Origin of the sequence: Azospirillum sp. A1-3, from assembly GCF_023806445.1 — a bacterium.
GTDB lineage: Bacteria > Pseudomonadota > Alphaproteobacteria > Azospirillales > Azospirillaceae > Azospirillum.
The window spans coordinates 450,507-473,899 of sequence record NZ_JAMSLU010000004.1 but is presented as its reverse complement, the minus strand read 5'-3'; the positions used below and the strand labels follow the sequence as shown (position 1 = coordinate 473,899).

Genomic DNA, 23,393 nt, shown 5'->3' with positions numbered 1-23,393 from the left:
TTTTTAGCCCTTCTCGATTGTTCCGACGGCGCCGCCGATGAAGACCGCGGCAAGAATGGTGAAGATGTACGCCTGGACGAGGCCCAGCAGCAGTTCCAGCGCCATCAGCGGCACCGGCACGAACAGGCCGGCCAGCGACAGCACGATGGCGATGACGAACTCCCCGCTCATCACGTTGCCGAACAGGCGGATCGACAGCGAGAAGGCGCGCGTCAGCTCCGACAGGATGTTCAGCGGCAGCAGCAGCGGGGTGGGATGGGTGAAGCCCTTCAGATAGGCCCACAGGCCGCGGCGGCGGATGCCCAGCGCCTGCGACGCCAGCAGCACGACCAGCGCCAGCGCCACCGCGGTCTCCAGGAAAGCGGTCGGCGCCTTCATGCCCGGCACCAGCCCCGACAGGTTGGCGACCGCCAGATAAAGGAACAGCGTGCCCAGCAGCGGCAGGAAGGGGGTGGCGTCGGTCTGCATCGTCTCGGCGATCTGCCGGCGCAACGTCTCCACCACCAGTTCCAGCACCGTCTGGACCGGGCCGGGCCGCTCCACCCGCAGCCGCCGGGTCGCCAGCGCCGATCCCAGCACCATCACCGCCATCAGTCCCCAGGTGGCGACGACCGGCAGCGTGACCGGGACCGGACCCAGCAGGAAGACCACCGGCGTCGTCAGCGGCGATTCGGTCATGACGTTCCCTCCTGCGCCCGCCTTTCCCGGCGGACCACGACGGTGCGGGCCAATTGGAAGCCGGCAAGCATCGCCAGCAGCGCCTCCGCCCCGCCCCAGAGGGCGGCGATGGTGAATCCGGCGGTGGCGCCGGCCAGCCGAAGCAAATAGAGCGGCACCGCCCGGCGGACCCCGCCCAGCGCATAGAGCCGTGCCGTCGCGGCCAGCCCGCGGAAGAACAGAACGCCGAGCGCCAGACCGGCCAGCGCCCCGGCAACGACAGGGACAAGGAAGGGGACGGCCGTCATGTCAGCGTTCCTGTTCGATGCGGTTCCAGGCGAGCCAGCCGCCGAGCACCACGCCCGCGAACAGCAGCGCTGCCGTCCAGAAGATTCCGCCGCCGGCCCGCTCGTCGAGCCAGCGCCCGGCGAACAGGCCGGCCAGCATCGGCACGATCACCAGCCAGCCCAGCGCCCCGATCAGGGCGAGATTGCGGCCCATCGGCCGTTCGCCCTCGCGCAGCCATTGCTCCCGCCGTTCGCGCTGGCGGCGGACGCTGCCGGAAAGCGGATCCTGCTCGTCGGTCATGGTGCTTCCTCCCCGCCGTCGGGGGTCGGTGCGAAGGGCCCGCCGGGATTCTCCGAACGGCGGCGGTCCGGGCGCAGATAGGCCAGGATGTGGCGGATCGCGGCCAAATGCATGCGGCGGGCGCCGGATCGCGCCTCCCCCTCCTCCTCCACGTTGCGGCGGAAGCGGGCCAGCACGTCGCGCTCCAGCGCGCGGAGGTCGTCGCCGGGCACCGCCTCGCGCGTCGCCACCGCGATCTTCGCGCCGTCGCGGATGGTCAGCACCCCGCCGCGCACCGCGCAATGGCCCTCCCGCCCATCGGCGCCGCGCCAGCTGATGACGGAGATCGCCAGGGCGGTCAGCAGGTCGGCATGGCCGGGCCAGATGCCGAAGGCGCCGCTGGCATCCTCCGCCCGCAGATGGCGGAGGCCGGTGAACTGGGCGGCGACGGAGGTCGGCGTGGTGATGATGAGAGAGAGGTCGCTCATGCTCCCCTCCCGGCGCTGTCGCGCTCGCGGACCTGATCCAGGGTGCCGGTCATGAAGAAGGCGCTTTCGGCCCAGTCGTCGCAGTTGCCGTCCAGAATGGCGCGGCACCCCTTCAGCGTCTCCTCCAGCGGCACGCTGACGCCGGCATGGCCGGTGAAGGCCTCCGTCACCATGAAGGGCTGGGTCAGGAAACGCTGCAGGCGGCGGGCGCGGCGCACGGCCAGACGGTCGGCGGCGCTCAGTTCCTCCATGCCCAGCAGCGCGATCACATCCTGCAATTCGCGATAATGGGCGATGGTCTTGCGCACCTCCTCCGCCAGCCGGTAATGCGCCTCCCCCACCACCAGCGGGTCGAGCAGGCTGGAGGTGGAGGTCAGCGGATCGACCGCCGGATACAGCCCCTCCGCCGCCATGGCGCGCGACAGCACGATGGAGCTGTCGAGATGGCTGAACAGCTCCGCCACCGCCGGGTCGGTGAAGTCGTCGGCCGGGACATAGACCGCCTGGATCGCCGTCACCACCGCGCCGGGGGTGGAGGCCACCCGCTCCTCAAGCTCCGCGATCTCGCTGGCGAGCGTGGGCTGATAGCCGACGCGCGACGGCAGGCGGCCGAGCAGGCCCGACACCTCGGCACCGGCCTGGACGAAGCGGAAGACATTGTCCATCAGCAGCAGCACGTCACGTCGTTCCTCGTCGCGGAAATGCTCGGCGATGGTCAGCGCGGTCAGGCCGACGCGCCAGCGCGCACCCGGCGGCTCGTTCATCTGGCCGAAGACCAGCGCGGTGCGGTCGAGCACGCCGGAGCGCTGCATCTCCTCCCAAAGCTCCTGCCCCTCGCGGGAGCGTTCGCCGATGCCGGCGAAGACGGAGATGCCGGTGTGGCGCTCCACCATCTTGCGGATCAGTTCCATCACCAGCACGGTCTTGCCGACCCCGGCGCCGCCGAACATGGCGGCCTTGCCGCCACGGGCCATCGGGGCCAGCAGGTCGATCACCTTGATGCCGGTTTCCAACAGGTCGCGGCGCGGACTGCGGCGGGCGAGCGGCGGCGGGGCGCGGTGGATCGGCGCGCGCGGGGTGTCGGGCGGCAGTTCCGGCCCGTCGTCGCGCGCCAGCCCCATGACGTCGATCAGCCGGCCCAGCACCGCGTCGCCCACCGGGGCGGTCAGCGGTCCGCCGGTGGAGCGCGCCGGCGTGCCGCGGCGCAGGCCGGACGTGCCCTGCAGGGCGATGGCGCGCGCGGTTCCGGCGTCGAGATGGCTCTGCACCTCCGCCACCAGCCGTTCCGGGCCGTCCCACAGGATCTCCACCGCATCGAACAGCGGCGGCAGCGCCGCTTCCGGAAAGCGGAGATCGATGACCGAGCCACGGACGGCGACCACCTGCCCGGTGGCCGGATTCGCGGTGGCCGGAATCTCGGTGGCAGGGGCGGCAGATTGGTCGGCGGACGATTGCGTGGAAGGCTGAACGGACATGGTCACTCCGGCCGGTTGGGCGGGACGGGAACCGTGCGGGATGGTGGCGGCCACGGCAGCGCCGCGGGATGAGGCCTCCCCGACCTTCCCCCGGCGGGCGGGGGAAGGGGCGCCAGGATGCCTCCTTTGGATGTTTCCGCCGGGGAAACAACCGCCGGGGGCGGCGCCATCGGGGTGGAGGACAATACGTCAACCAGATCGACCACCAGACCTCAGCATAGCCCCCTCCGCCGTGTCGCTGCATTGCGTCAAATCAAACCCTGCCCCTATTGAATCGCTCTGACGGGCTCGTGGCCGGCGGGAATGCCGTCGGCCTGGATGGTGATGGCGACGCGGCGGTTGCGTGCCAGCGATGCCGGATCGCTGCCGGCGGACAGCGGCCGGGTATCGGCGAAGCCCACCGCCGACAGCCGGTCCGGCGGCAGCCCCAGCTCGATCAGCCGGCGCACCACGCTGGCCGCCCGGCCGCCCGACAATTCCCAGTTGGAGGGGAAGCGGCGGTTGGCGATCGGCGTGGAGTCGCTGTGCCCCTCCACCACCACCTCGCCGCGGGTCGCCGCCAGCGTCGGGGCGAGCCGGCGCAGCAGCCCGTCGCCGCCCGGCGTCAGGTCGGCCTGTCCGGGGGCGAAGAGGATGCCGTCGCCGATAACGATGCCGACGCGGTTCTGCTGCACATCGACCGCCACGCTGGGCGGCACGCCCAGCTTCGCCAGGGCTTCGCGCCACCGTGCCGCGACCAGATCGGGGGCGGTCACCGCCACCTCGTCGTCGTCCAGGCGCGGGCGCGGGTCTGGCGGTTGGATTGGCTCTGGCGGAGCCGGCTGGGGAACCATGGCCGGTTCCGGCTCGTCGAACAGGGGCGGGAGCGTCGAGGTCGCGTGGAGCGCGACGGCGGGCGTTTCCGGCTGTGGCGTGGTCGGAAGCTGGTCCTTCAGCGTGGTGATCGCCAGCAGCATGACGAACACCGACAGCAGGAGCGTGACGAGGTCGGAGTAGCTGAGCAGCCAGATTTCCTGGTCCTCATCCGCCGCAGCGGGCAGCAGGCCGCCGTTCGATCCGAAATTGGTCGCCCAGGTGGGGGTGGCGAGGTCCTGCGCGTCGTCCGGCGCCAGATCCCGGTCCCGCACCCCATCGTCAGGAGGTGCCATGGAGTTCGTCCCCGCGCTCGCGTACGAACTCGGCGAGCGCTTCGGCGATGACCGTCGGCGAGCGGCCGAGACGCACCAGGATGATGCCTTCCAGCAGCACGTTCAGCATCGCCACGCGCCGCGCCGTGCGCTGTTCCAGCTTGATGGCGATTGGCTTGAAGACGAGGTTGGCCAGCACCACGCCGTACAGCGTCGCCACCAGCGCCACCGACATGTGCTCGCCCACCTGCGAGATGGTGGCGGTGCCGAGCTGCGCCATCATGCCGATCAGCCCGACCAGCGTCGCCAGCAGCCCGAAGGCGGGAGCCAGTCCGGCCAGGGTGCGGTACAGGCGCGACTGCACCGACTCGCGCTCGATCAGCTTCTGGATGCGCCAGTTCATCACATGGAGGATGTCGTTGACCGGCGTGCCGTCGGCGATCAGCTGCAACCCCAGCCGCAGGAAGGGACTGCCGGCCTTGGTCCCCTGTTCCTCCGCCCGCTGGATCTGCCCGCGCTGATAGAGGCGGGCGAAGGCCACCAGCTCCGCGATGTCGGGGGCGATGGACTCGTCGTCGCGGAAAATCGCGCGGAGCGAGGCAAGGGCGGCGTGCAACTCGCTGGCCCGGAATGCCATCAAGGCGGCAACGGTAATGCCGCCGGCGATGATGACGGCGCCGGTCGGGTTCCACAGCGCCTCCATCCCATGGCCGATGCCGATGTAGGACAGCAGCCCGAAGGCCCCGGCAAGCCCGAAAACGGTGGCGTTCAGCAGGCGGGGAGAGCGGGAGGTCGCCGCGGCTGGGATGGGCTTCGCGGGTGTTTGGCTGGGCGCTTGGACGGACATCCGACGCCTTCGTCGTTCGTTAGCATTTTAACTATTAGGAACCCGTAATGACCGGCTGTCAATCGCGGGGCGCGGATGCCTGCGCTGTGCGGCCGTCAGCCGCGCCCCAGCAGCCGGCCGAGCAGACCAGGGCGGGATGGGGGTGCCGGCTCCACCATTTCCGCCATGGCAGGGGCGGCCTCTTCCGGTTCTTCCGGTTCTTCCGGTTCCTCGGCGACAGGGCGGGGCTGGATCTCGGGCAGGCCGTGGGGAGCAGCGGCGGCGGCATCGGCTGCGCGGCCCTGGAAAAGTGTGACCCCGGCGGTGCGCCCGGTGTCGAGCGCCATGGGCTCGTCGCAGCGCCACAGCACCAGCCGCCCGGTACCGAAGCGGGCGACCGCGGCGGAGAGTTTGTCGGCGGCGCCGGCGGCTCCATGGATCCATTGCGTCTTGATGAAGACGGGTTCCAGCCCTGCCAGATCGAGACTGTCGAGGGCCGCCAGCGGCATATGGTCCAGCGCCACCGCGAATCCGGCATCGGCAAGGCGTCCCGCCGCTGCGACCACTTGGGACGGGGCGAGGGTGAGCTCCCAGCAGGGAAGCTCGGCGGTGATCCGCCCCCGCATCTCCGTCGGGATGGCGCGGACCAGCTCCTCGAAATTGTCGTCCAGCACCGTCGCGGTGTGCAGATCGACGGTGAAGGCGCGGGGGTCGTGGGCGCGGTCGCGGGCGATATGGCGCAACAGGCCGCGGTCGAGCCGCACCGCCACCTCATGCCGCAGCCAGGAATCGCGCCGAAGCGACAGGGAGAGGCGGGATTCCAGTTCCTCCAGCGACACCGCCAGTTCGGTGGCGACCACTGCGGCACGGTCGCCGGCGAAGGACCACACCGGCTGTTCGCGAACGATGCTGTCGACATCGGCGCCGTGCAGCACCCGCTCCACCTCCAGCAGATGGGCGAGCGCCGCGGTGGGCGCGCGTTCCGCCGCTTCGCGCAGGGCGGCGGTGGCGTCGTTGGGGAACAGGTCGGCGAAAAGCCGCTCCACCTCCGTCGCCATGTCGTAGCGGCTGGCGTGGAGCGTGCCGAAGCCGTGGGACAGCAGCATGTGGCCCAGCGCCTTCGCCCCGGCGTCGAGCAGCGGCCCGGCATCGGCCGGCGCCAGGATCAGCAGGCGGGGTCCGGCCAGCCGGAACACCTCGCGCGGCTGGCTGCCCAGCCAGCTTTGCAGATAATGGTCGAGCGTCATGGCGAAGCGGGGATCGCCGCCATGCTCGATCCCGCGCAGGTCGGCCAGCAGGGCCGCCAGCGGTTCCGGCGCCGCCCGCAGGGCTTGCAGGCGTGCCAGAACCGTATGACCTGCCGCGTCCGCCATCGCTTCCCTCGATTTCACCTTCGCTGCCGGAGTGTCGCGCCGGTCGAACAGGGTCGCAAGGGGCGACGACGCCGCGGAGGTCGGGACTCAGTCGTCGATCAGCCCATGATCTCGAACTTGATGCCCTGGGCCAGCGGCAGCGCGGAGGAGTAGTTCACCGTCGCGGTCTGGCGGCGCATGTAGGCCTTCCACGAATCCGACCCGGACTCGCGCCCGCCGCCGGTCTCCTTCTCGCCGCCGAAGGCGCCGCCGATCTCCGCACCGCTGGGGCCGATATTGACGTTGGCGATGCCGCAGTCGGACCCGGCGGCCGACAGGAAGCGCTCCGTCTCACGGATGTCGGTGGAGAAGATGCAGGAGGACAGGCCCTGCGGAACGGCGTTCTGCAGCGCGATGGCCTCGTCCAGCGTGTCGTAGGTCAGGACATAGAGGATCGGCGCGAAGGTCTCGTGCCGGACCACCTCGGTCTGGGCCGGCATCTCGACGATGGCGGGGGTGACGTAATAGGCGTTGGGGAAGCGGTCGGTCAGCGTGCGCTCGCCGCCGGTCACCGTGCCGCCCTCGGCCTTCGCCGACTCCAGCGCGCGCTGCATTGCCCTGAAGGCGTCGGCGTCCACCAGCGGACCCATCAGCACGCCGGTCTCCAGCGGGCTGCCGATCGAAACCGAGGCATAGGCCGCCTTCAGGCGCGGCAGCAGCTGGTCCTTGACCGAGCGGTGGACGATCAGCCGGCGCAGCGTGGTGCAGCGCTGGCCGCAGGTGCCGACGGCGGAGAACAGGATGGCGCGCAGCGCCATGTCGAGGTCGGCCGACGGCGCCACGATCATGGCGTTGTTGCCGCCCAGCTCCAGGATCGAGCGGCCGAACCGCTCCGCCACCACCTTGGAAACCTCACGGCCCATGCGGGTGGAGCCGGTGGCCGAGACGATCGGGAAGCCGGGGTGGGCGACCAGCGCCTCGCCGATCTCACGGCCGCCCTGGACGATTTGGGACAGGTTGGCCGGCGCATCGCCGAAGCGGGCGACGGCGCGGTCGAAGATGACCTGGCAGGCGGCGGCGGTCAGCGGGGTCTTTTCCGACGGTTTCCAGACGACCGGATCGCCGCAGACCAGCGCCAGCGCCGCGTTCCACGACCACACCGCCACCGGAAAGTTGAAGGCGGAGATGACGAGGCAGGGGCCGGCCGGGTGCCAGGTTTCGCGCATCGAGTGGCCCGGACGCTCCGACGCGATGGTCAGGCCGTAGAGCTGGCGCGACAGGCCGACGGCGAAGTCGCAGATGTCGATCATCTCCTGCACTTCGCCCAGGCCTTCCTGGTAGATCTTGCCGGCTTCCAGCGAAACCAGACGGCCGAGATCCTCCTTGGCGGCGCGCAGCTCCTCGCCCAGCAGGCGGACCAGCTCGCCGCGGCGCGGAGCCGGCACGGAGCGCCACGCCTCGAAGGCGCGGGCGGCGTTGGCGACGATGTCCGACACCTGCGACGGCGCGGTCTCCGCCACCGTGGCGAGCGTGGCGCCGTCCACCGGCGACCGGGCGGTGAGACCGGCATCGCTGGAGGTCAGGCCGAAACGGGAGAGGATGTCGCTGTGCTGCACCGGGGTGGCTCCTTGGGTCAAAAAGCGAGGCGTAAGATGCGTCCCTTTCCCGTTCCGGGAGAGGGCTGGGTTCCCTAAATCACTTCCCCTTGCCCGCCGCGCGGATCTCGGAGAGCGTCCGGGTCGGGGTCAGGGCTTCGGGGTCGAGCTTGATGTGGATGATCGCCGGCAGGCCGGACGCGCGGGCACGCTCGAAGGCCGGGGCGAACTGGTCGGTGGTCTCCACCGTTTCGCCATGGCCGCCATAGGCGCGGGCGAAGGCGGCGAAGTCGGGATTCTGCAGCCGGGTGCCGGACACGCGGCCGGGATATTCGCGCTCCTGATGCATGCGGATGGTGCCGTACATGCCGTTGTCGACGACCAGCACGATCACGGCGGCCCCCTCCTGCACGGCGGTGCCGAACTCCAGCCCCGTCATCTGGAAGCAGCCGTCGCCGGCAAAGCACAGCACGTCGCGGGTGCGGTGCTGCAGCTTGGCGGCGATGGCGGCGGGCAGGCCGTAGCCCATGGATCCGCAGACCGGCGCCGCCTGGGTGCCGAAGCGGCGGAAGCGGTGGAAACGGTGAATCCAGGTGGCGTAGTTGCCGGCGCCGTTGGTGAAGATGGCGTCATGCTCCAGCCGGTCTTCCAGCCAGGCCATGATGCGGCCCATCTGCACGTCGCCGGGGATGGAGTCGGGTGGGGTGCTCCAGGCCTCATAGGCGGCGTGCGCGGCCTCGGCGCGGGCCTTCCAGTCCGGTTTCGCGCTCAGGCTCAGTTCCGCCACCGCGTCGAGGAAGGCGGCCGGCGTGGCGACCATGCCCAGCGAGGGACGATAGACGCGGCCGATCTCTTCGGCACCGGGGTGGATGTGCACGATGGCCTTCCCCGGATCGGGAATGCCGAGCAGGTCGTAGCTCTGCGACGGCACTTCGGAGAAGCGGTCGCCCAGCAGGATCAGCAAGTCGCTGTCCCTGACCAGAGCCGTCAGCTTCGGGTTGATGCCCAGCCCGATGTCGCCGGCATAGAGCGGGTGGCAATGGTCGAACAGCATCTGGCGGCGGAAGGTCACCGCCACCGGCAGTGACAGCTTCTCGGCAAAGCCCTGCAGCGCCGCGACAGACTCCGCCGTCCAGCGGGAGCCGCCGACCACCAGAAGCGGCCGTTCCGCCTTGGCCAGCAGCGCGCCGAAGGACGCCAGCTGCGCCGGCGTGGGGGCGCACTCCACCGGTTCCGCCCGCGGGGCGATGGCGACGTTCGCGGTCTCGGTCAGCGTGTCTTCCGGCAGGGCCAGCACCACCGGGCCGGGGCGGCCGGCCATCGCGGTGTGGAAGGCGCGGGAGATCATCTCCGGCACGCGGTCGGCGCTGTCGATCTCGGCGACCCATTTGCACATGCCGCCGAACAGCTTGCCGTAATCCACCTCCTGGAAGGCGTCGCGACCGCGCATGCCGCGCTCGATCTGGCCGACCAGCACGACCAGCGGGGTTTCGTCCTGCTGCGCGACATGGATGCCCGACGCGGCGTTGGTGGCGCCGGGACCGCGGGTGACAAGGCAGACGCCGGGGCGGCCGGTCAGCTTGGCCTGCGCTTCCGCCATCATCGCGGCGCCGCCTTCGTGGCGGGCGACGACCATCTCGATCGGGCTGTCGTGCAGGGCGTCCAGTACGGCGAGATAGCTCTCGCCCGGCACGCCGAACACCCGCCGCACGCCTTGCGCCTCAAGCGCTTCGACGACCAACTGACCACCGGTCTTCATCGCGATGCCGCCCCGCCTGTTCAGGATCTCCAGGATAGCGAGCGTGCCGTGCCGCGCGCCAGGGCGCAAACGACTTTCTTTCCACAGGTCATGAGCTTTGGTAATGAAGGGGCATGGATCTGCAGCGCCGCCTCCTCCCCTCGATGAGCATGCTGACCGCCTTCGAGGCGGCGGCCCGCACCGGCAGCTTCACCGCCGCAGCGGCCGAGCTGTCGCTGACGCAAGGGGCGGTCAGCCGGCAGATCAAGGCGCTGGAGGACCAGATCGGCACCCCGCTGTTCACCCGCAAGGGCCAGCGGGTGACGCTGACCCCGACCGGGGCGCTCTATGCCGATCCGATCCGCGACGCCCTGCGCCAGATCGCGGCGGCGACCGTGCGGACCATCGCGGCGCCGAAGGGCGGCGTGCTGAACCTCGCCATCCTGCCGACCTTCGGCACGCGCTGGCTGGTGCCGCGGCTGCCGGCCTTCCAGGCGGCGCACCCGCAGGTGACGATCCACTTCACCACCAAGCTGGCGCCCTTCGATTTTCGGCTGCATGACCTGGACGCTGCCATCCATTACGGCTTCGGCGACTGGCCCGACGCCGTCTGCGACCATCTGCTGGACGAGGAGGTGCTGCCGGTCTGCTCTCCCGCCTTCCTCAAGGCGCATCCGGTGGCGGAGCCTGCCGACCTGCTGTCCTTGCCGCTGCTGCACACCAGCACGCGCGCCGACGCCTGGAACGAGTGGCTGTCGGCCCAGGGGCTGCCGCCCCGTCCCGGCGCCGGCATGGTGTTCGAGCAGTTCGCCACCACCGCCCAGGCGGCGGAGGCGGGGCTGGGAGTCGCCCTGCTGCCGACCCTGCTGGTCCGCGCCGAGCTGGACGACGGCACCCTGGTCCCGGCCATCGACCGGCCGCACCGCAGCGCGCGGGCTTATTACCTCGTCCACCCCCGCGGCAAGGCCAACCACCCGCCCTTCGCCGCCTTCCGACAGTGGCTGCTGGCGGAGGCGCGGGGGGAGATTTGACCGAGAACGAGCAGGGAGGGGGCATTCTCTTCCCTCTCCCGCCCCGGGAGAGGGCGTTCATCGGTGTCTTGGAGAATGCGAGGAGCGATACAACTTCGGTGATGCAGAGTGAATCGTCGCGGCATGGAGGAGAGATCATGGCGAAGCATGACATCCGCGTAATGGAAGGCGCCCTGGCGCAGGCGGGAGCCGACGTGATCGCCGCGTGGAAAGCTGCGGAAGCCGGCGAGACGGTCGAGTCCACCGACCGGCTGTACTTCGACAGCTGGGAAGCGCTCTGCGCCGTGTTGACGCCCAAGCGTTATGAGTTGCTGCGCCATTTGCGGCAGCGGCCGGCAGAGGGTATCCGGGCGCTTGCGCGTGAGTTAAAGCGGGACGTCAAGCGCGTGCACGAGGATGTATCCGCGCTCGCTGAACTGGGGCTGATCGAGCGGCATCCGGACGGCAGCCTGTCGATGCCCCATGACGAGATCGCCTCCACCATCCGGTTCGCCGCCTGATCGTCCTTACCTGGCCGCTGCCAGCTCCCCGATCCCGTCGCCGTCGCGCCGCACCGTCAACCGGCGGTCGTGGAAGGCGGCGAGGCTGGGGCGGTGGCCGACGCTGACCAGGGTGGTGCCGGGAAGACGGGCACGCAGCAGGCCGTAAAGTCGTTCCTCCGTCTCCGGATCGCAGGCGGAGGTGGCCTCGTCCAGATAGAGCCAGTCGGGCTTGTGCAGCAGGGCGCGGGCGATGGCGATGCGCTGCTGTTCGCCGCCGGACAGGCGCTGCGTCCAGTGATCCTCCTCGTCCAGCCGGTCGGCGAAGCCGGCCATGCCGACGGCGTCCAGCACCTCGCGCACCGCCTCCGCCTCGAAGGCGTCGGGAGGGGAGGGATAGGTGACGGCGGCGCGCAGGGTGCCGATGGGCAGATAGGGCTTCTGCGGCAGGACCATGCTGCCGTTGACGGTGGCCGTGCCGCCGGCAGGCAGGGCGATGCGGCCGCGGCCGAAGGGCCAGATGCCGGCGATGGCGCGCAGGATGGTGCTCTTGCCCGACCCGGAAGGGCCGGTGATCAGCAAGGTGTCGCCCGGCTGCACGGTCAGGTCGGCGCGGACCAGCGGCGTTCCGCTGGTGGGCAGGGTCAGGGCCAGCCCGTCAAGCGTCAGGGCGCCGTCTGTGGCCGCCGCGCGCTCCACGCCCGCATGGTCGCGGCCGGCGGCGCGCACCGCCTGTACCGCATGGTGGAAGCCGGTCAGACGGCTGGTGGTGGCATGCCAGTCGGCGAGGTTCACATAGGCGTCGATGAACCAGGACAGCGCGCCTTGCACCTGCCCGAAGGCCTGGGAGGTCTGCATCAGCGAGCCCAACGGCAGGGCGCCGCTGAAATAGCGAGGGGCGGCGACCAGCAGCGGGAAGATGACGGCGATCTGGCCATAGGCGGAGGTGAACCAGACCAGCCGCTTCTGCGTGCGCATCAGCGACCACCAGTTGGCGACGACGCGGGCGAAGCGGTCGCCGAAGCCGCGCGCCTCCTGCGCCTCGCCCTGTTGCAGGGCGACGCTCTCTGCATTCTCGCGCAGGCGGACCAGGGCGAAGCGGAAGTCGGCCTCGTAACGCTGCTGGTCGAAGCTGAGCCGGGCCAGCGGCTTGCCGATCTTGTGGGTGATCCAGGTGCCGGCGACGGCATAGACCAGCGCCACCCACACCATGTAGCCGGGAAGATCGATGCCCAGCCACGGGATGGTGACCGACCCGGACAGGCTCCACAGGATGGCGAGGAAGGAGACCAGCGAGACCAGATTGGTCAGGAAGCCCAGTGACAGGCTCAGCGTCAGCTGGACGAAGCTGCGCAGATCCTCGGCGATGCGCTGGTCGGGGTTGTCGGTGCCGGTGTTGGCGAATTGCAGCCGGTAATAGGTCTGATTCTCCAGCCAATCGCGGAGATAGCGTTCGGTCAGCCAGCGCCGCCAGCGGATCTGCAGCATCTGGTTCAGATAAAGGCGATAGACGGCCACCGCGATGAAGACCAGCGCCAGGCCGCCGAACACCAGCAGGGCGTGAATGAAGCCGCTCTGGTCCTTCTCCTGCAGCGCGTTGAAGATGTCTGCGTTGATCTGGGTGAACCAGACCTCCATGAACACCGCCGCCAGATTGAGGATGACGATCGCCGCCAGCAGGCCGCGCGCCGCCCATTTCTCCTCCGACGACCAATAGGGCTTGGTCAGGCGCCAGACGTCGGACAGGAAATGGCGGGCGGCGGACAGGCGTCCGGTGGGAGCGGGCGGGGTGTATGCACGCGCGGGCATCGGTCGGGCACTCGCAAGCGGTCAGCACATGATCTGCCGATTACCACCCTTTGCCGCGCCGGAGGCATGAATTCGCTGTCACTTGCCCCGGATCATGTCCCAACTGGCCATCAGGGCGCCGCCGGCGATCAGCCCACAGGCGGCCCAGACGGTCCAGCCGCCGCTAGCCCGCCCGAACAGGATCAGCAGCAGGGTGGAGGCGGGCGGCACGGCGTAGGACAGCACGCCCAGCGCCCGGATGTCTCCCCGCTTCATGCCATGGTCCCAGGCGAAGAATGCCAGCCCGTCCGGTCCGAGGCCGAGAGCCAGCAGGACCAGCCAGCCCAGCGCCTCCTGCGGCCAGACGGTCGCCTCCTCGAACAGCAGGTGCCCGGTCAGGCCGAGCAGGGCGGTGACGAGGCAGAAGCCGCTCACCGCCTCGGTCGGGACGGAGCCGAAACAGCGCGACAGCACGGAATAGACGCCCCAGATCAGCGCCGCCGCCAGCGCCGCGCCATAGGCGGGCAGATTGCCCCCCAGGCTGCCGGCGTCCAGGTGCAGCCCGCCGCCGCGACCCGACACGATCAGCGCCGTACCGGCCAGCCCGCACAGCGCCCCCGCCACATGGGCGGCCTTCAGCCGCTCCCCCGGCAGCAGTGCGGAGAACAGGACGATGCAGAGCGGCCAGAGATAGTTCAGGAGGTTGACTTCCACGGCGGCCGTCGGCGCCAGATGGAAGGCCAGGAACAGGCAGGCGTGATAGCCGAACAGCCCGCCGACACCAACCAGCCAGACCGGCAGGGGCTGGCGCAATGCGCCGATCACGCTGCGCCCGCGCAACGCGGCGACGGTGCTGCCGGTCAGGAAGGCCAGCCCGAAGGCGACAGCCACCAGCTGCAGCGGCGGAATGGCGCTGGACATTGAGGTCAGCAGCGCCGCCGTCGACCACAGCAGGATGGCGATGGCCCCGATGCCGGTGGCGCGCCGGACCTCCGCGACAGGCGGGGCGGCGGGCGACCGGGGCAAAGTGGGAGTGGGAAGGGTGGAATCGGAAAAGGCGTCGGCGCTCATGCGCGGGTGCATAGCCTACGGGGTGGCCGGCCGCAATGGAGGTTGGGCGCGGCCTCTTGTCACCCGCTGCCGGTCAGGGTGCCCACCCGGCGGCCCAGCGGTGGGTGAACCCGGCCTCCCGCTCCAGCATGCGCCCCAGGCGGATCAGGCGCCGTTCCTCGCCCGGCCGGGCAATCAGCTGGATGCCGAAGGGCAGGCCGTCCCCCCCATCCGAACCGCCAACCGGCAGGGTCAGAACCGGGAAGCCGATCAGCGTCACGACGGCGGTGACGCCGATATAGTCGAGGATGGTCTCCACCGGCCGGCCGTCGATCACCGTCACCTCGCCGTCCTCGTTCGGCCAAGGCAGCACGCCGCAGGCCGGGGCGGCCAGCACGTCGATCTCCTCGAACAGGGCGACGAAGCGGCGGTAAAGCGCCGTACGGGCGGCCTGCGCCTCCAGATAGGCGTCGGCGGTGATGCCGGCGCCGGCCTCGATGTTCCAGCGGATGGTGTCGGTCAGCGCCTCGCCATGTTTGGCCAGCATAGGGCCGAAGGCGTGGCGGGTCTGGGCGGCGCGCAGCGTGCGGAAGGTCGCCATGGCGTCGCCGCAGTCGGGATGCCGGCGCGCCACCGGCCCGGCGGCCCGCTCCAGCCGCTCCACCGCTTCGGCGAAGCGTTCCCGCACCGCCTGGGAGACGGTGGCGAAGCCGAAATCGGCGGTGGCGCCCAGCCGCGTCTCCGAACCGTCGTCGCGGTCGCCGAACAGTGAGGTCGGATCGCGCAGGTCGCCGCCGGCCATTGCCGACAGCAGCAGCGCGCAATCCGCGGTGTCGCGCGCCAGCACGCCATGGGTCGCCAGCGTGTCCCAGCCCAGCGCGCGGCCGGGTGCCGGAATCAGCCCCGGCGTCGGCCGGATGGAGGCGATGCCGCAGAAGCTGGCTGGAATCCGCACTGACCCGCCATAGTCGGTGCCGTGCGCCAGCGGCGCCATGCCGACCGCGACCGCCGCCGCCGACCCGCCACTCGACCCGCCGGAGGTCAGGGCGGGATCGGCCGGGTTGCGGGTCGGGCCATACAGGCGGTTCCGGCAGATGGCGCCGAAGCCGAATTCCGGCGTGTTGGTCTTGCCGATGACGATGCCACCGGCCGCCTCGATCCGCGCCAACGCGATGTCGCTGCTGGTCGGCACATGGTCGGCATAGAGCGCCGAGCCGTAGGTGGTGCGGATGCCGGCGGTGTCGGTCAGGTCCTTCACCGCCACCGGCAACCCGTGCAGCGGTCCGACGGGCGCCGGTTGGGCGTCCAGCGCGTCGGCGCGGGCCAGCGCCGCGTCGGCGGCGACGGTGATGAAGGCGGACAGCGCCGGTTCGGCCGCGGCAATCCGCGCCAGATGCGCCTCGACCGCTTCGCGCGCCGACAGCTCCCGCTTCGCCAGCCGTTCGGCCAGGGTGGCGGCGCTTTCCCGCCACAGGACGTTGGGTTCCTGGTTCACGCATCCCTCCCATTTCCGGCCATCTGATTTTGGGGCGGACGGTAGCGCGAAACCGGTGGTGCGCCCAACAAAGTACCGGGCAGGGCAGGGCTGCGTCAGCGCTGCTGCCCGGCCGAGGCGCGGCAGTCGTTCAGGATGTTGCCGACCGTCACCCGCTCCCGCTCGTCCATGCTGAGGTTCCAGCGCGCCTTCACCAGAATCCAGTCGGCGACATAGAGGCAGATGCCGTCGCGCTTCGGCGGCAGCCAGTCCTCCGGCCCCTTGGAACCCTTGGCGCGGTTGGCCTCGCGGCTGGAGACCAGCAGGGTCAGCGGGTCGCTGGTGTCGTTGGCGTAGGCGGCGCGCTTCTCCCGGCTCCAGTCGTAGCCGCCGCTGGCATAGGCCTCCTCCAGCGGTACCCGATGGTCGATGTCGACCATCTGCGGATCGGTGTAGCGTTCGCCGGTGTAGGGATCGAGCCAGTCGCCGGACTTCACGCCGCAGCCCTTGGCGTCGAGCGTCGCCGGGCGGCGGGAGTCGCGGATCAGCACCTTCTCGCGCGCATTCAGGCAGCCGCCCTCCAGCGCCAGCCAGTGCGGCCAGTCCTCGCGCTGGTAGCCGCGTCGTTTCTCCGGCTCCACCCGGATGCCGTCGAGCTGCCGAGCGACATCGGCATAGTCGATCTTGTCGGTGGGTTGAGCGACGACCGGCGGCGGTGGTTCGGCCTGCTCCTGCTTGCGCGGCTGGCGGGGGCGGTGGGTCTCCTGCCCCAGCAGGCGGTCGAGCGTGCCGGGCGGGATGATGTGAACCCGCTCGGCCACCGCGACGACGGCGAGGACCGCCAGGATGACGAACAGCGCCCGCAGGGGCAGGGAACGGCGGCGGGCCATGCTTCATTCACCTTGACGACTGCACCCTCTCCCTCATACCCGCCTATGGCACCGCCCTCAAGGCATACGGCCGGTCAGGGTGGCGCTCAGGCCCTGGAGCAGGCCGACCTGGCACATGGTGTCGAAGGTGGAGCGCATCAGCGACGGGTCGCCGATCGACACGCGGATGTCGCCGGCCCGCGGTTCGGTGTGGCGGCGGCGGACCTTGCTGTTGCACAGTTCCTGCAGCACCTCCAGCAGCATCACCAGCGAGGTCGCGCGGCCGGTGCAGAGGTTGTAGACCTGGGACCCGGCAAATCGCCGCTCCATCGTCAGCGCCAGGATGCGCACCACGTCGCCGACGAAGACGAAGTCGCGAACCTGCTGCCCGTCGCCATGGATCTCCACATCCTCGCCGCGGGCGACCCGGCGGGCGAAGATGGAGATCACGCCGGAATAGGGCGACATCGGGTCCTGGCGCGGGCCATAGACATTGAAGAAGCGGAAGCCGACTGTCGGCACCCCCTGGATCGCCCAGGCAACGCGGGCGTGCATCTCGCAACCCAGCTTGTCGACGCCATAGGCCGACAGCGGGCGCGGCAGCTCGTCCTCCTTCAGCGGGGTGTTGGTGTTGTCGCCATAGATAGCCGCGGAGGAGGCGTAGACCACCGGGATCGGGCTGCCGCGTTTGGCATCGCGTGCCGCCTCGAACACGGTGACTGTGCCCAGCAGGTTGGTGCGGTGGGTCTCCGCCCACAGCTCTCGCGACTTCTGCACCGACGCGACGGCGGCAAGGTGGAAGACGCCGTCCACGCCTTCGCCGGAATCGCCGGCCATCGCCTCGCGCACCGCGTCGGGATCGGCGATGTCACCCACCACCAGCGCTGCGGCGCTTGGCTTGTTCTCCAGCCGGCCGCTCGACATGTTGTCGAGGATCGTCACCCGGTGCCCGTCGGCGAGCAGCCGGTCGGCGAGATGCGAGCCGATGAAACCGCAGCCGCCGGTGATGAGGTAGTGCGCCATGGTCGTTCCCGAGCCCTTCCGTCGTTGCACCGGCGTTGCCGCACCGCAGCGGGATCGCCGGAAATCCCTTCCAAGAGTCGGGACACAACCGACAGGGTGCCAGACCATCTTCGGGATAGGGCGGCGCCTCAACCGGGGAACCGCCCCCGCCCGTCCGGCGACCGCAGGGGCGAATCGGTCCCGTTTCCTCCATGACGGTTTCGGGACAGGCGGCACCGATGGTTCAACAGGCTTATCCACCACCTTGTCCACGGTTCTGTGGATAACCATGGTCAAGCTCGCGAGGTTGGAACACGCGTCGGGCTGGTCACACTGGTGCAGAAATGCTGCGGTGTACGAACGGTTTCTTGGCCCGAACCTTTGCTGCAAAGCACAAGAGCAGCCCATGCAAAAAGCCCCACCGTGGCGGTTGTGCCACGGTGGGGCATTTTGAGGAGGGTGGAGCAGGGCTGTGGATTAAGGCCCGGCTTGCGCTTGGTCGACCTCAGCCCTGCTTGGGGCCGAGAACCTCCGCCTTGACGGTGGCGAATGCCCAGTCGAGCCAGGGCAGCACCGCCTCCATATCTTCGTTTTCCACCGTGGCCCCGCCCCAAAGGCGCAGGCCGGGAGGCGCGTCGCGGTAGGACCCGGCGTCGAAGGCGGCCTCCTCCTTCTCCAGCAGGGCGGACAGCTTCTTGGCGAAGGCGGCCTGCGCCTCCTCCGTCAGAGCGGTCACGTCGGGATCGGTGAAGCGCAGGCAGATCGAGGTGCAGGAGCGGTTCGCCGGATCCTTGGCGAGGAAGCCGGCCCAGGGGCTGGTCTCCTCCCATTCGGCGACGATGCGCAGGTTCTGCTCCGACCGGCGGATCAGTTGGGTCAGACCGCCCAGCGACAAGGCCCAGCGCAGGCCGTCGATGGCGTCCTCGACGCACAGCATCGACGGCGTGTTGATGGTGTCGCCTTCAAAGATGCCTTCGATCAGCTTGCCGTTCTTGGTCAGGCGGAAGATCTTCGGCAGCGGCCGGTCGGGCTGGAAACTTTCCAGCCGTTCGACGGCGCGCGGGCTCAGCACCAGCATGCCGTGCGCCGCCTCGCCGCCCAGCACCTTCTGCCAGGACCAGGTGGCGACGTCGATCTTGTGCCAGGGCAGCGCCATGGCGAAGGCCGCGGAGGTGGCGTCGCAGATGGTCAGCCCTTCGCGGTCGTCGGCGATCCAGTCGCCGTCGGCCACCCGCACGCCGGCGGTGGTGCCGTTCCAGGTAAAGACGACGTCGCGGCTGAAATCGACCGCCGACAGGTCCGGCAGCTCGCCATAGGGGGCAATCAGGTTGCGGACGTCCGGCAGCTTCAGCTGCTTGGCGACATCCGTCACCCATTCCTTGCCGAAGCTTTCCCAGGCCAGCATGTCGACGCCACGGGCGCCCAGCATCGACCACAGCGCCATCTCCACCGCCCCGGTGTCGGAGGCGGGGACGATGCCGATGCGGTAGTCGCCGGGGATGCCCAGCACCGCGCGGGTGAGGTCGATGACCTCCTTCAGCTTGGCCTTGCCCGGCTTGGAGCGGTGGGAGCGGCCGAGCAGCGCGCCGTCCAGCGCGTCGAGCGACCAGCCCGGACGCTTCGCGCAGGGACCCGAGGAGAAGAGCGGAGTGTTGGGCCGGCGGCTGGGCCGGCTGGCGCTGCTGGCAGTCATGGAGCGAACTTCCTGTCCCGGAACGGGAATGTGCGGAGGTCCGGACCTTAAAAGCTGCGCCTGCCGCCGTCAATCTAGGGACACGGCGCGGGATGCGGAACCCTGCCGTGCCGATTGCTCACTTGGTGCGGCCGATCTTGCCGTTGCGATAGGTCCAGGCGGCCTCGCCCCCGCCGCCGGGCTGCGGCATCGAGATGGTCAGGACATCGTTGTCGATGGTGACCTGGGCGGCGTCGCTGCAGGACCCGAAGGGATAGGAGACCAACGGCTGCGGCCCGCCGACCTCCAGGATGCGGAAGCGGGTGGGGCAGTCCTTGGCGCCGGTGTCGGCCTGGAACAGGGCGATCCAGCGGTCCTTCAGGGAATAGGCGCCGACGAAGGACAGCATGTCGCTCTCCTTGTCCTCGAACACGGGCTTGTCGTTCACCGACACCTGGGTGTGCTTCGGCCCGATGTCGGTCATCGTCAGCACGGTGTTGCCCAGCGCCGCCATCAGGCGGGGCTCGGCCGCATCGGCGGAACCGGCAACCGTGCCGGCGATCCCGAAGGCGATGGAAAGGCTGCCCACCATCGCGGCGCACACACTAAGAACCCGCAAAGCCCGTCTCCCTGGCTGCTGCGCCCCGGCGGGGGCGGCTTTACCGAACGGGGCGCACCATAATGCGGGGAGCGCTCTGCCGGAAGCCGTCCTTTTCGCCGGGTGGGCCGTTGCGTCAGCGCCAGGTGCGTCAACGAATGTTGACGCTGAGGCCGAAGCCGGGGACCACCGGCGGCGCGTAGACGACGGGCGGCGGGGCATAGATCACCCGCGGCTGCGGCGCGTAAACCACCGGGGGCGGGGCGTAGACGACGGGCGGCGGGGCGTAATAGGCGCCGCGCTCGCGCCAATGACGGTGATGGGGGCGCTCCCAGCGCCAGTCCGGTCCGCCGCGGCCAGGGCCGTACCATTCGCGGCCATGGTCGCCTCGTCCGCGCCAGCCATCATGGGCGGCGGCGGGGCTGACGGTGGCGCCCAGCATCGATCCGGCGACCAGAGCGCCCAGAACCACGGCTTTCAATCCAAAACCAAAGCGGCCAGTCATTCCGGCGTCCTCCTGGTGTCGGGGGTATCTTGTCCCCTCATGAGCCGATGAACGTCGCCGCTCCGGCTTTCATTCCACTCGGAAGGAAAAGATTTGGTCGTATGGCGTCGGTCATAGATTTTGGGCGGCCTCAGGCCCAGCCGTCCGACAGGCCGGGACGGGCGGCCGCCGGCGAGGCGAACAGGCTGGCCGGCTTGTAGGCCGGGCGGTCTGCCGGTCTGCCGAAATGATAGCCCTGGGCCAGCTCGAATCCCCAGGCGTTGAGTTGCGCCGCCTGGTCCGGCGTCTCCACCATCTCGGCGATCACCTGCACGCGGATCTCCCGGCACAGCCCGACCATGGCGCGCAGGATGGCATCGTCGCGCGGGCTGCCGCCCAGCCGGCGGACATAGCTGCCGTCGATCTTCACGAAATCGACCGGCAGGGCCTGGATGTAGGGGAAGGACGCCGCTCCGGCGCCGAAATCGTCCAGGCAGATGCGGTGGCCGGCGCGGCGCAACTCCTCCAGCACGCGGGCGGCGCGCGGCAGGTCGGTCAGTCCGGTCGATTCGGTCACCTCCACCAGCAGGCGGGAACGCAAAGCCGGGTCGCGGGCGACCAGCCGCTGGAAGGCGACCACGAAGATGTCGCTGCCCAGCGAGGCCGCCGACATGTTCACGGCGATCTGCAGCGAGGGATCGGCGCTCAGTGTCTCCAGCGCCTTTTCGCAGACCAGCAAATCGACGTCATGGACCATGCCGATCTGCTCGGCGAAGGCGATGGTCGGGCCGGGGGCACCGTTGGGGAAGCGGGCCAGCGCCTCGTAATGGTGCAGGCCGCGGGTGGCGAGCGAAACGATGGGCTGGAACTGCAGCTTCAGCCGGTCGTCGGTCAGGGTGGTGCGCAGGCTGGTCACCCGCGTCACCGTCTGGTCGACCAGCAGCTTCACCGCGTCATGCATGGTGGAGATGTCGAATTTTGCCGTCTCCTCGGCGAAGCTCTTCACCGTGAACATCAGCACGCGTCCGGCGTCCTCGCGGCTGAGGCCGGGTGCGGACATGTCGAGCGTCAGATTTTCCGACGCCAGAGGCTGGCCGTCCGGCGACAGGCCGGCGCCGGCCACGGCGATTTCGTCGGCGAGCGCGCCGGCCGACAGGTCGCTGCCGTGGACGAGGCCGAAGCGGTCTTCTCCCAGCCGGGTCGCCAGCGTGTCGTCGGCGGCGTGGACGCGCAGCAGCGCCCCGACCTCTCCCAGCAGGCGCAGCGTCAGTTCCGGGCCCAGCCGCGATTTGACCTCGCCGAAGTCGGCGATCTTGATGAGGGTCAGCTTCGGCGGCGACTGGCCGACATCGACGCCGAAGCGCTCGCCCAGCTGCGCCTGGAAGGCCTCGGGGTCGAGCAGCCCGGTCTCCGCGTCGCGGGCCGGCGCGTCGGCTCCTTTGCTTTCCGACCGGGTCAGAGTCAGCTGCACGTTGGGCGAGCGGCCGAGCCGATAGCCGGACAGGGTGGCCTGCGCCCCGCCGGCCAGGGCGACCGTCCGCGGCTCCAGCCGCCGATTGGACCCGGCGGTGCGCAGCAGGCGCCGCACCAGCCCGCGGTCGCCGGCCGCCAGCATCCGGTCGACCGGCTGGCCGATCAGGTCGGCATCGGTGATGCCCAGGACATGCTGCAGGGCGCCGGCGGCGAAGCCGATGATTCCGCGGGCGTCCACCTCGATCAGCACATCCGCATTGGCAAATGCGAAGCCAAGGAAGCGTGCGACGTCCGATGTCATGATGCCTCGGCAAGGCTCGCGGTTGGGGCGGGAATCTCGGTGGGGTGGAACGGCGTGACCCTGCGCACCCGGCGAAATATTATGTCTACCGAAGGTTCGCATTCTAAACGTAAAGGAAATCCTACCACTATCGAAATTACGTTAGGTCAAATATCTGCGGCCCGGACGGCGTGCGGCAGCCGGCAGGTGGCTGCGGGCGCTATCCTCTTGGGTTCAAACGGTTATTGTCACAGTCGGCGCCTCTTCCCCCTGTGCGGCGTTTATGGTAAATAGCCTCCATGGTAGAGACCAGACGCACCGGCGACCGTTCGAACGAGTTGATCCGCCCCGACTCCGGTGGCGGTCGTGTTGTCGCGAGCGGCGCACGGGCACGTGCCGAAGGCGTCGTCCAGCAGGGACGGCAACGGGTTCCGAGCCTGCGTGAGCTGGCCGCGCTTGTGGTCAACGGCGTGCTGACGCTGCCGCGCAACTATCGCCGCGGCATGTTCCTCGACGTTCAGGTGTAGGCGGCCGCTTCCGGGCCGAACAGACGTTCCATCAGCAGCGGCGGCAACTCGTACTGCGGCAGGCACAGGCTGGTGCTGCGGGCGTGCAGCGTGTGCAGGCACAGCCCCTCCGTGTCCGGGAAGGCGCCGACGCGGAAGCGTTCGCGCGCGGCCTTGACGAAGGGCGCGTCCTCGCAGGCGTTCACCGCCGGGAAGCGCACCGCCTCCCACACCGCGCGCCGGTAGGCGTAGGAAAAGCCGTAACCGTCGAGATTGTCGGGAGAGGGCGGGGTGTCCGGCGCCTCGACATAGCTGCAGGCCTGCCGGCCCCAGCGGTGGTGCGAGCCGCCGCGGGCCGTGTCCCAATAGCCGAAGCGCCGATGCGGCACGCTGTAGAGGAACCAGCCGGACAGCTTCACCAGATCATGTCCCCGGTCGAGCCAGTCCAGCATCCGCTCCACATAGGTCGGCGCATAGAAGTCGTCGTCGTCCATGTGGACGATCACCGATCCCTTGGCATGTTCGGCCAGGATGTTGCGCTTCTCGCCGATGGCGTAGCGGCGGGGCGAATAGAAATATTTCAGCCGCGGATTGGCCAGCGCCTTCAGGTAGGCCGATGGGCGCGGGCTGTCGTCGAACACCAGCCACTCGATCTCGCCATGGGTTTGTGCCCGGATACAGGCATGCAGGCGCGGCAGGAACTCCTCGCGCTGCCAGGTGGGGGTGACGATGCTGGCCAGGGAAGTGGGGGGCGTGGGCGTCATGGTCGTTTCTTGCTCGCACGGGCGGGCTGCGTGTAGACAGGCGTCAGCATAACACTGCTCCAGGCTCTAAACACGGGCCGGCGGTGGCGCGAAGGAAG

General features: G+C 69.8%; 23 protein-coding genes. 3 read left to right on the top strand and 20 right to left on the bottom strand.

Annotation, left to right across the window (positions count from 1 at the left end):
• Positions 1 to 3: 3 nt before the first annotated feature.
• The 10 genes from M5E06_RS23505 to M5E06_RS23460 all read right to left on the bottom strand — a co-directional run bounded on the left by M5E06_RS23505 (position 4) and on the right by M5E06_RS23460 (position 9,846).
• Complete coding sequence (locus M5E06_RS23505) at positions 4 to 678, bottom strand: F0F1 ATP synthase subunit A (protein WP_252140260.1); 675 nt, start codon at positions 676 to 678, stop codon at positions 4 to 6.
• Positions 675 to 965, bottom strand: a complete 291-nt coding sequence (locus M5E06_RS23500) for an N-ATPase subunit AtpR (protein WP_252140259.1) — start codon at positions 963 to 965, stop codon at positions 675 to 677. Before M5E06_RS23500 ends, M5E06_RS23505 begins: the two co-directional genes overlap by 4 nt.
• 1 nt (position 966) lies before the next feature.
• Entirely contained in the window at positions 967 to 1,245 is a 279-nt protein-coding gene (locus M5E06_RS23495; RefSeq protein WP_252140258.1) for an AtpZ/AtpI family protein, read from the bottom strand.
• Positions 1,242 to 1,712, bottom strand: a complete 471-nt coding sequence (locus M5E06_RS23490) for a F0F1 ATP synthase subunit epsilon (RefSeq protein WP_252140257.1) — start codon at positions 1,710 to 1,712, stop codon at positions 1,242 to 1,244. The genes M5E06_RS23495 and M5E06_RS23490 overlap by 4 nt, the downstream gene beginning before the upstream one ends.
• Positions 1,709 to 3,187 (bottom strand): F0F1 ATP synthase subunit beta, encoded by a 1,479-nt coding sequence (gene atpD, locus M5E06_RS23485; RefSeq protein ID WP_252140256.1) that lies wholly within the window; start codon positions 3,185 to 3,187, stop codon positions 1,709 to 1,711. Before atpD ends, M5E06_RS23490 begins: the two co-directional genes overlap by 4 nt.
• 266 nt (positions 3,188 to 3,453) lie before the next feature.
• Entirely contained in the window at positions 3,454 to 4,335 is an 882-nt protein-coding gene (locus tag M5E06_RS23480; protein ID WP_252140255.1) for an OmpA/MotB family protein, read from the bottom strand.
• Complete coding sequence (locus tag M5E06_RS23475; protein WP_252140254.1) at positions 4,322 to 5,161, bottom strand: motility protein A; 840 nt, start codon at positions 5,159 to 5,161, stop codon at positions 4,322 to 4,324. The genes M5E06_RS23480 and M5E06_RS23475 overlap by 14 nt, the downstream gene beginning before the upstream one ends.
• 95 nt (positions 5,162 to 5,256) lie before the next feature.
• Complete coding sequence (locus tag M5E06_RS23470; protein WP_252140253.1) at positions 5,257 to 6,513, bottom strand: hypothetical protein; 1,257 nt, start codon at positions 6,511 to 6,513, stop codon at positions 5,257 to 5,259.
• Positions 6,514 to 6,611: 98 nt separating this feature from the next.
• Positions 6,612 to 8,108 (bottom strand): L-piperidine-6-carboxylate dehydrogenase, encoded by a 1,497-nt coding sequence (amaB, locus tag M5E06_RS23465; protein ID WP_252140252.1) that lies wholly within the window; start codon positions 8,106 to 8,108, stop codon positions 6,612 to 6,614.
• A 79-nt stretch (positions 8,109 to 8,187) separates the two neighbouring features.
• Positions 8,188 to 9,846 carry a thiamine pyrophosphate-binding protein gene (locus tag M5E06_RS23460; RefSeq protein WP_252140438.1) on the bottom strand — a complete coding sequence of 553 codons (1,659 nt, stop codon included), beginning with the start codon at positions 9,844 to 9,846 and terminating at the stop codon, positions 8,188 to 8,190.
• Between the two features lie 113 nt (positions 9,847 to 9,959).
• Between M5E06_RS23460 and gcvA the strand changes: the two genes are divergently transcribed.
• Together gcvA and M5E06_RS23450 are read left to right on the top strand one after the other, a co-directional pair.
• A complete protein-coding gene (gene gcvA / locus M5E06_RS23455; protein ID WP_252140251.1) occupies positions 9,960 to 10,856 on the top strand; it encodes a transcriptional regulator GcvA in 897 nt (298 codons plus the stop codon).
• A gap of 137 nt (positions 10,857 to 10,993) precedes the next feature.
• Positions 10,994 to 11,356 carry an HVO_A0114 family putative DNA-binding protein gene (locus M5E06_RS23450; protein ID WP_252140250.1) on the top strand — a complete coding sequence of 121 codons (363 nt, stop codon included), beginning with the start codon at positions 10,994 to 10,996 and terminating at the stop codon, positions 11,354 to 11,356.
• A gap of 6 nt (positions 11,357 to 11,362) precedes the next feature.
• Here the strand turns inward: M5E06_RS23450 and M5E06_RS23445 are convergent, their stop codons facing one another.
• From M5E06_RS23445 to M5E06_RS23405, 9 genes are all read right to left on the bottom strand, one after another.
• Entirely contained in the window at positions 11,363 to 13,144 is a 1,782-nt protein-coding gene (locus M5E06_RS23445; RefSeq protein WP_252140249.1) for an ABC transporter ATP-binding protein/permease, read from the bottom strand.
• Positions 13,145 to 13,222: 78 nt separating this feature from the next.
• Positions 13,223 to 14,194 carry an aromatic amino acid exporter YddG gene (yddG, locus tag M5E06_RS23440; RefSeq protein WP_252140248.1) on the bottom strand — a complete coding sequence of 324 codons (972 nt, stop codon included), beginning with the start codon at positions 14,192 to 14,194 and terminating at the stop codon, positions 13,223 to 13,225.
• 73 nt (positions 14,195 to 14,267) lie between these two features.
• Entirely contained in the window at positions 14,268 to 15,668 is a 1,401-nt protein-coding gene (locus tag M5E06_RS23435; protein ID WP_252140247.1) for an amidase, read from the bottom strand.
• A gap of 95 nt (positions 15,669 to 15,763) precedes the next feature.
• Positions 15,764 to 16,537: an HNH endonuclease family protein gene (locus M5E06_RS23430; RefSeq protein WP_252140246.1), complete on the bottom strand. Its 774-nt coding sequence runs from the start codon at positions 16,535 to 16,537 to the stop codon at positions 15,764 to 15,766.
• A 57-nt stretch (positions 16,538 to 16,594) separates the two neighbouring features.
• Complete coding sequence (locus M5E06_RS23425) at positions 16,595 to 17,539, bottom strand: SDR family NAD(P)-dependent oxidoreductase (protein WP_252140245.1); 945 nt, start codon at positions 17,537 to 17,539, stop codon at positions 16,595 to 16,597.
• Positions 17,540 to 18,023: 484 nt separating this feature from the next.
• Positions 18,024 to 19,211 carry a phosphoserine transaminase gene (locus M5E06_RS23420; protein WP_252140244.1) on the bottom strand — a complete coding sequence of 396 codons (1,188 nt, stop codon included), beginning with the start codon at positions 19,209 to 19,211 and terminating at the stop codon, positions 18,024 to 18,026.
• Between the two features lie 118 nt (positions 19,212 to 19,329).
• Positions 19,330 to 19,782 carry a hypothetical protein gene (locus tag M5E06_RS23415; protein ID WP_109150306.1) on the bottom strand — a complete coding sequence of 151 codons (453 nt, stop codon included), beginning with the start codon at positions 19,780 to 19,782 and terminating at the stop codon, positions 19,330 to 19,332.
• Between the two features lie 157 nt (positions 19,783 to 19,939).
• Positions 19,940 to 20,293 (bottom strand): hypothetical protein, encoded by a 354-nt coding sequence (locus M5E06_RS23410; protein WP_252140243.1) that lies wholly within the window; start codon positions 20,291 to 20,293, stop codon positions 19,940 to 19,942.
• A 130-nt stretch (positions 20,294 to 20,423) separates the two neighbouring features.
• Positions 20,424 to 22,046: an EAL domain-containing protein gene (locus M5E06_RS23405; protein ID WP_252140242.1), complete on the bottom strand. Its 1,623-nt coding sequence runs from the start codon at positions 22,044 to 22,046 to the stop codon at positions 20,424 to 20,426.
• Between the two features lie 278 nt (positions 22,047 to 22,324).
• On the opposite strand from M5E06_RS23405, the gene M5E06_RS23400 reads away from it, so the two are divergent.
• A complete protein-coding gene (locus tag M5E06_RS23400) occupies positions 22,325 to 22,552 on the top strand; it encodes a hypothetical protein (RefSeq protein ID WP_252140241.1) in 228 nt (75 codons plus the stop codon).
• Here the strand turns inward: M5E06_RS23400 and M5E06_RS23395 are convergent.
• On the bottom strand, positions 22,543 to 23,295 hold the full coding sequence (locus M5E06_RS23395; RefSeq protein WP_252140240.1) for a glycosyltransferase family 2 protein: 753 nt from the start codon (positions 23,293 to 23,295) through the stop codon (positions 22,543 to 22,545). The two genes, M5E06_RS23400 and M5E06_RS23395, sit on opposite strands and share 10 nt — an antisense overlap.
• Between the last annotated feature and the right edge of the window lie 98 nt (positions 23,296 to 23,393).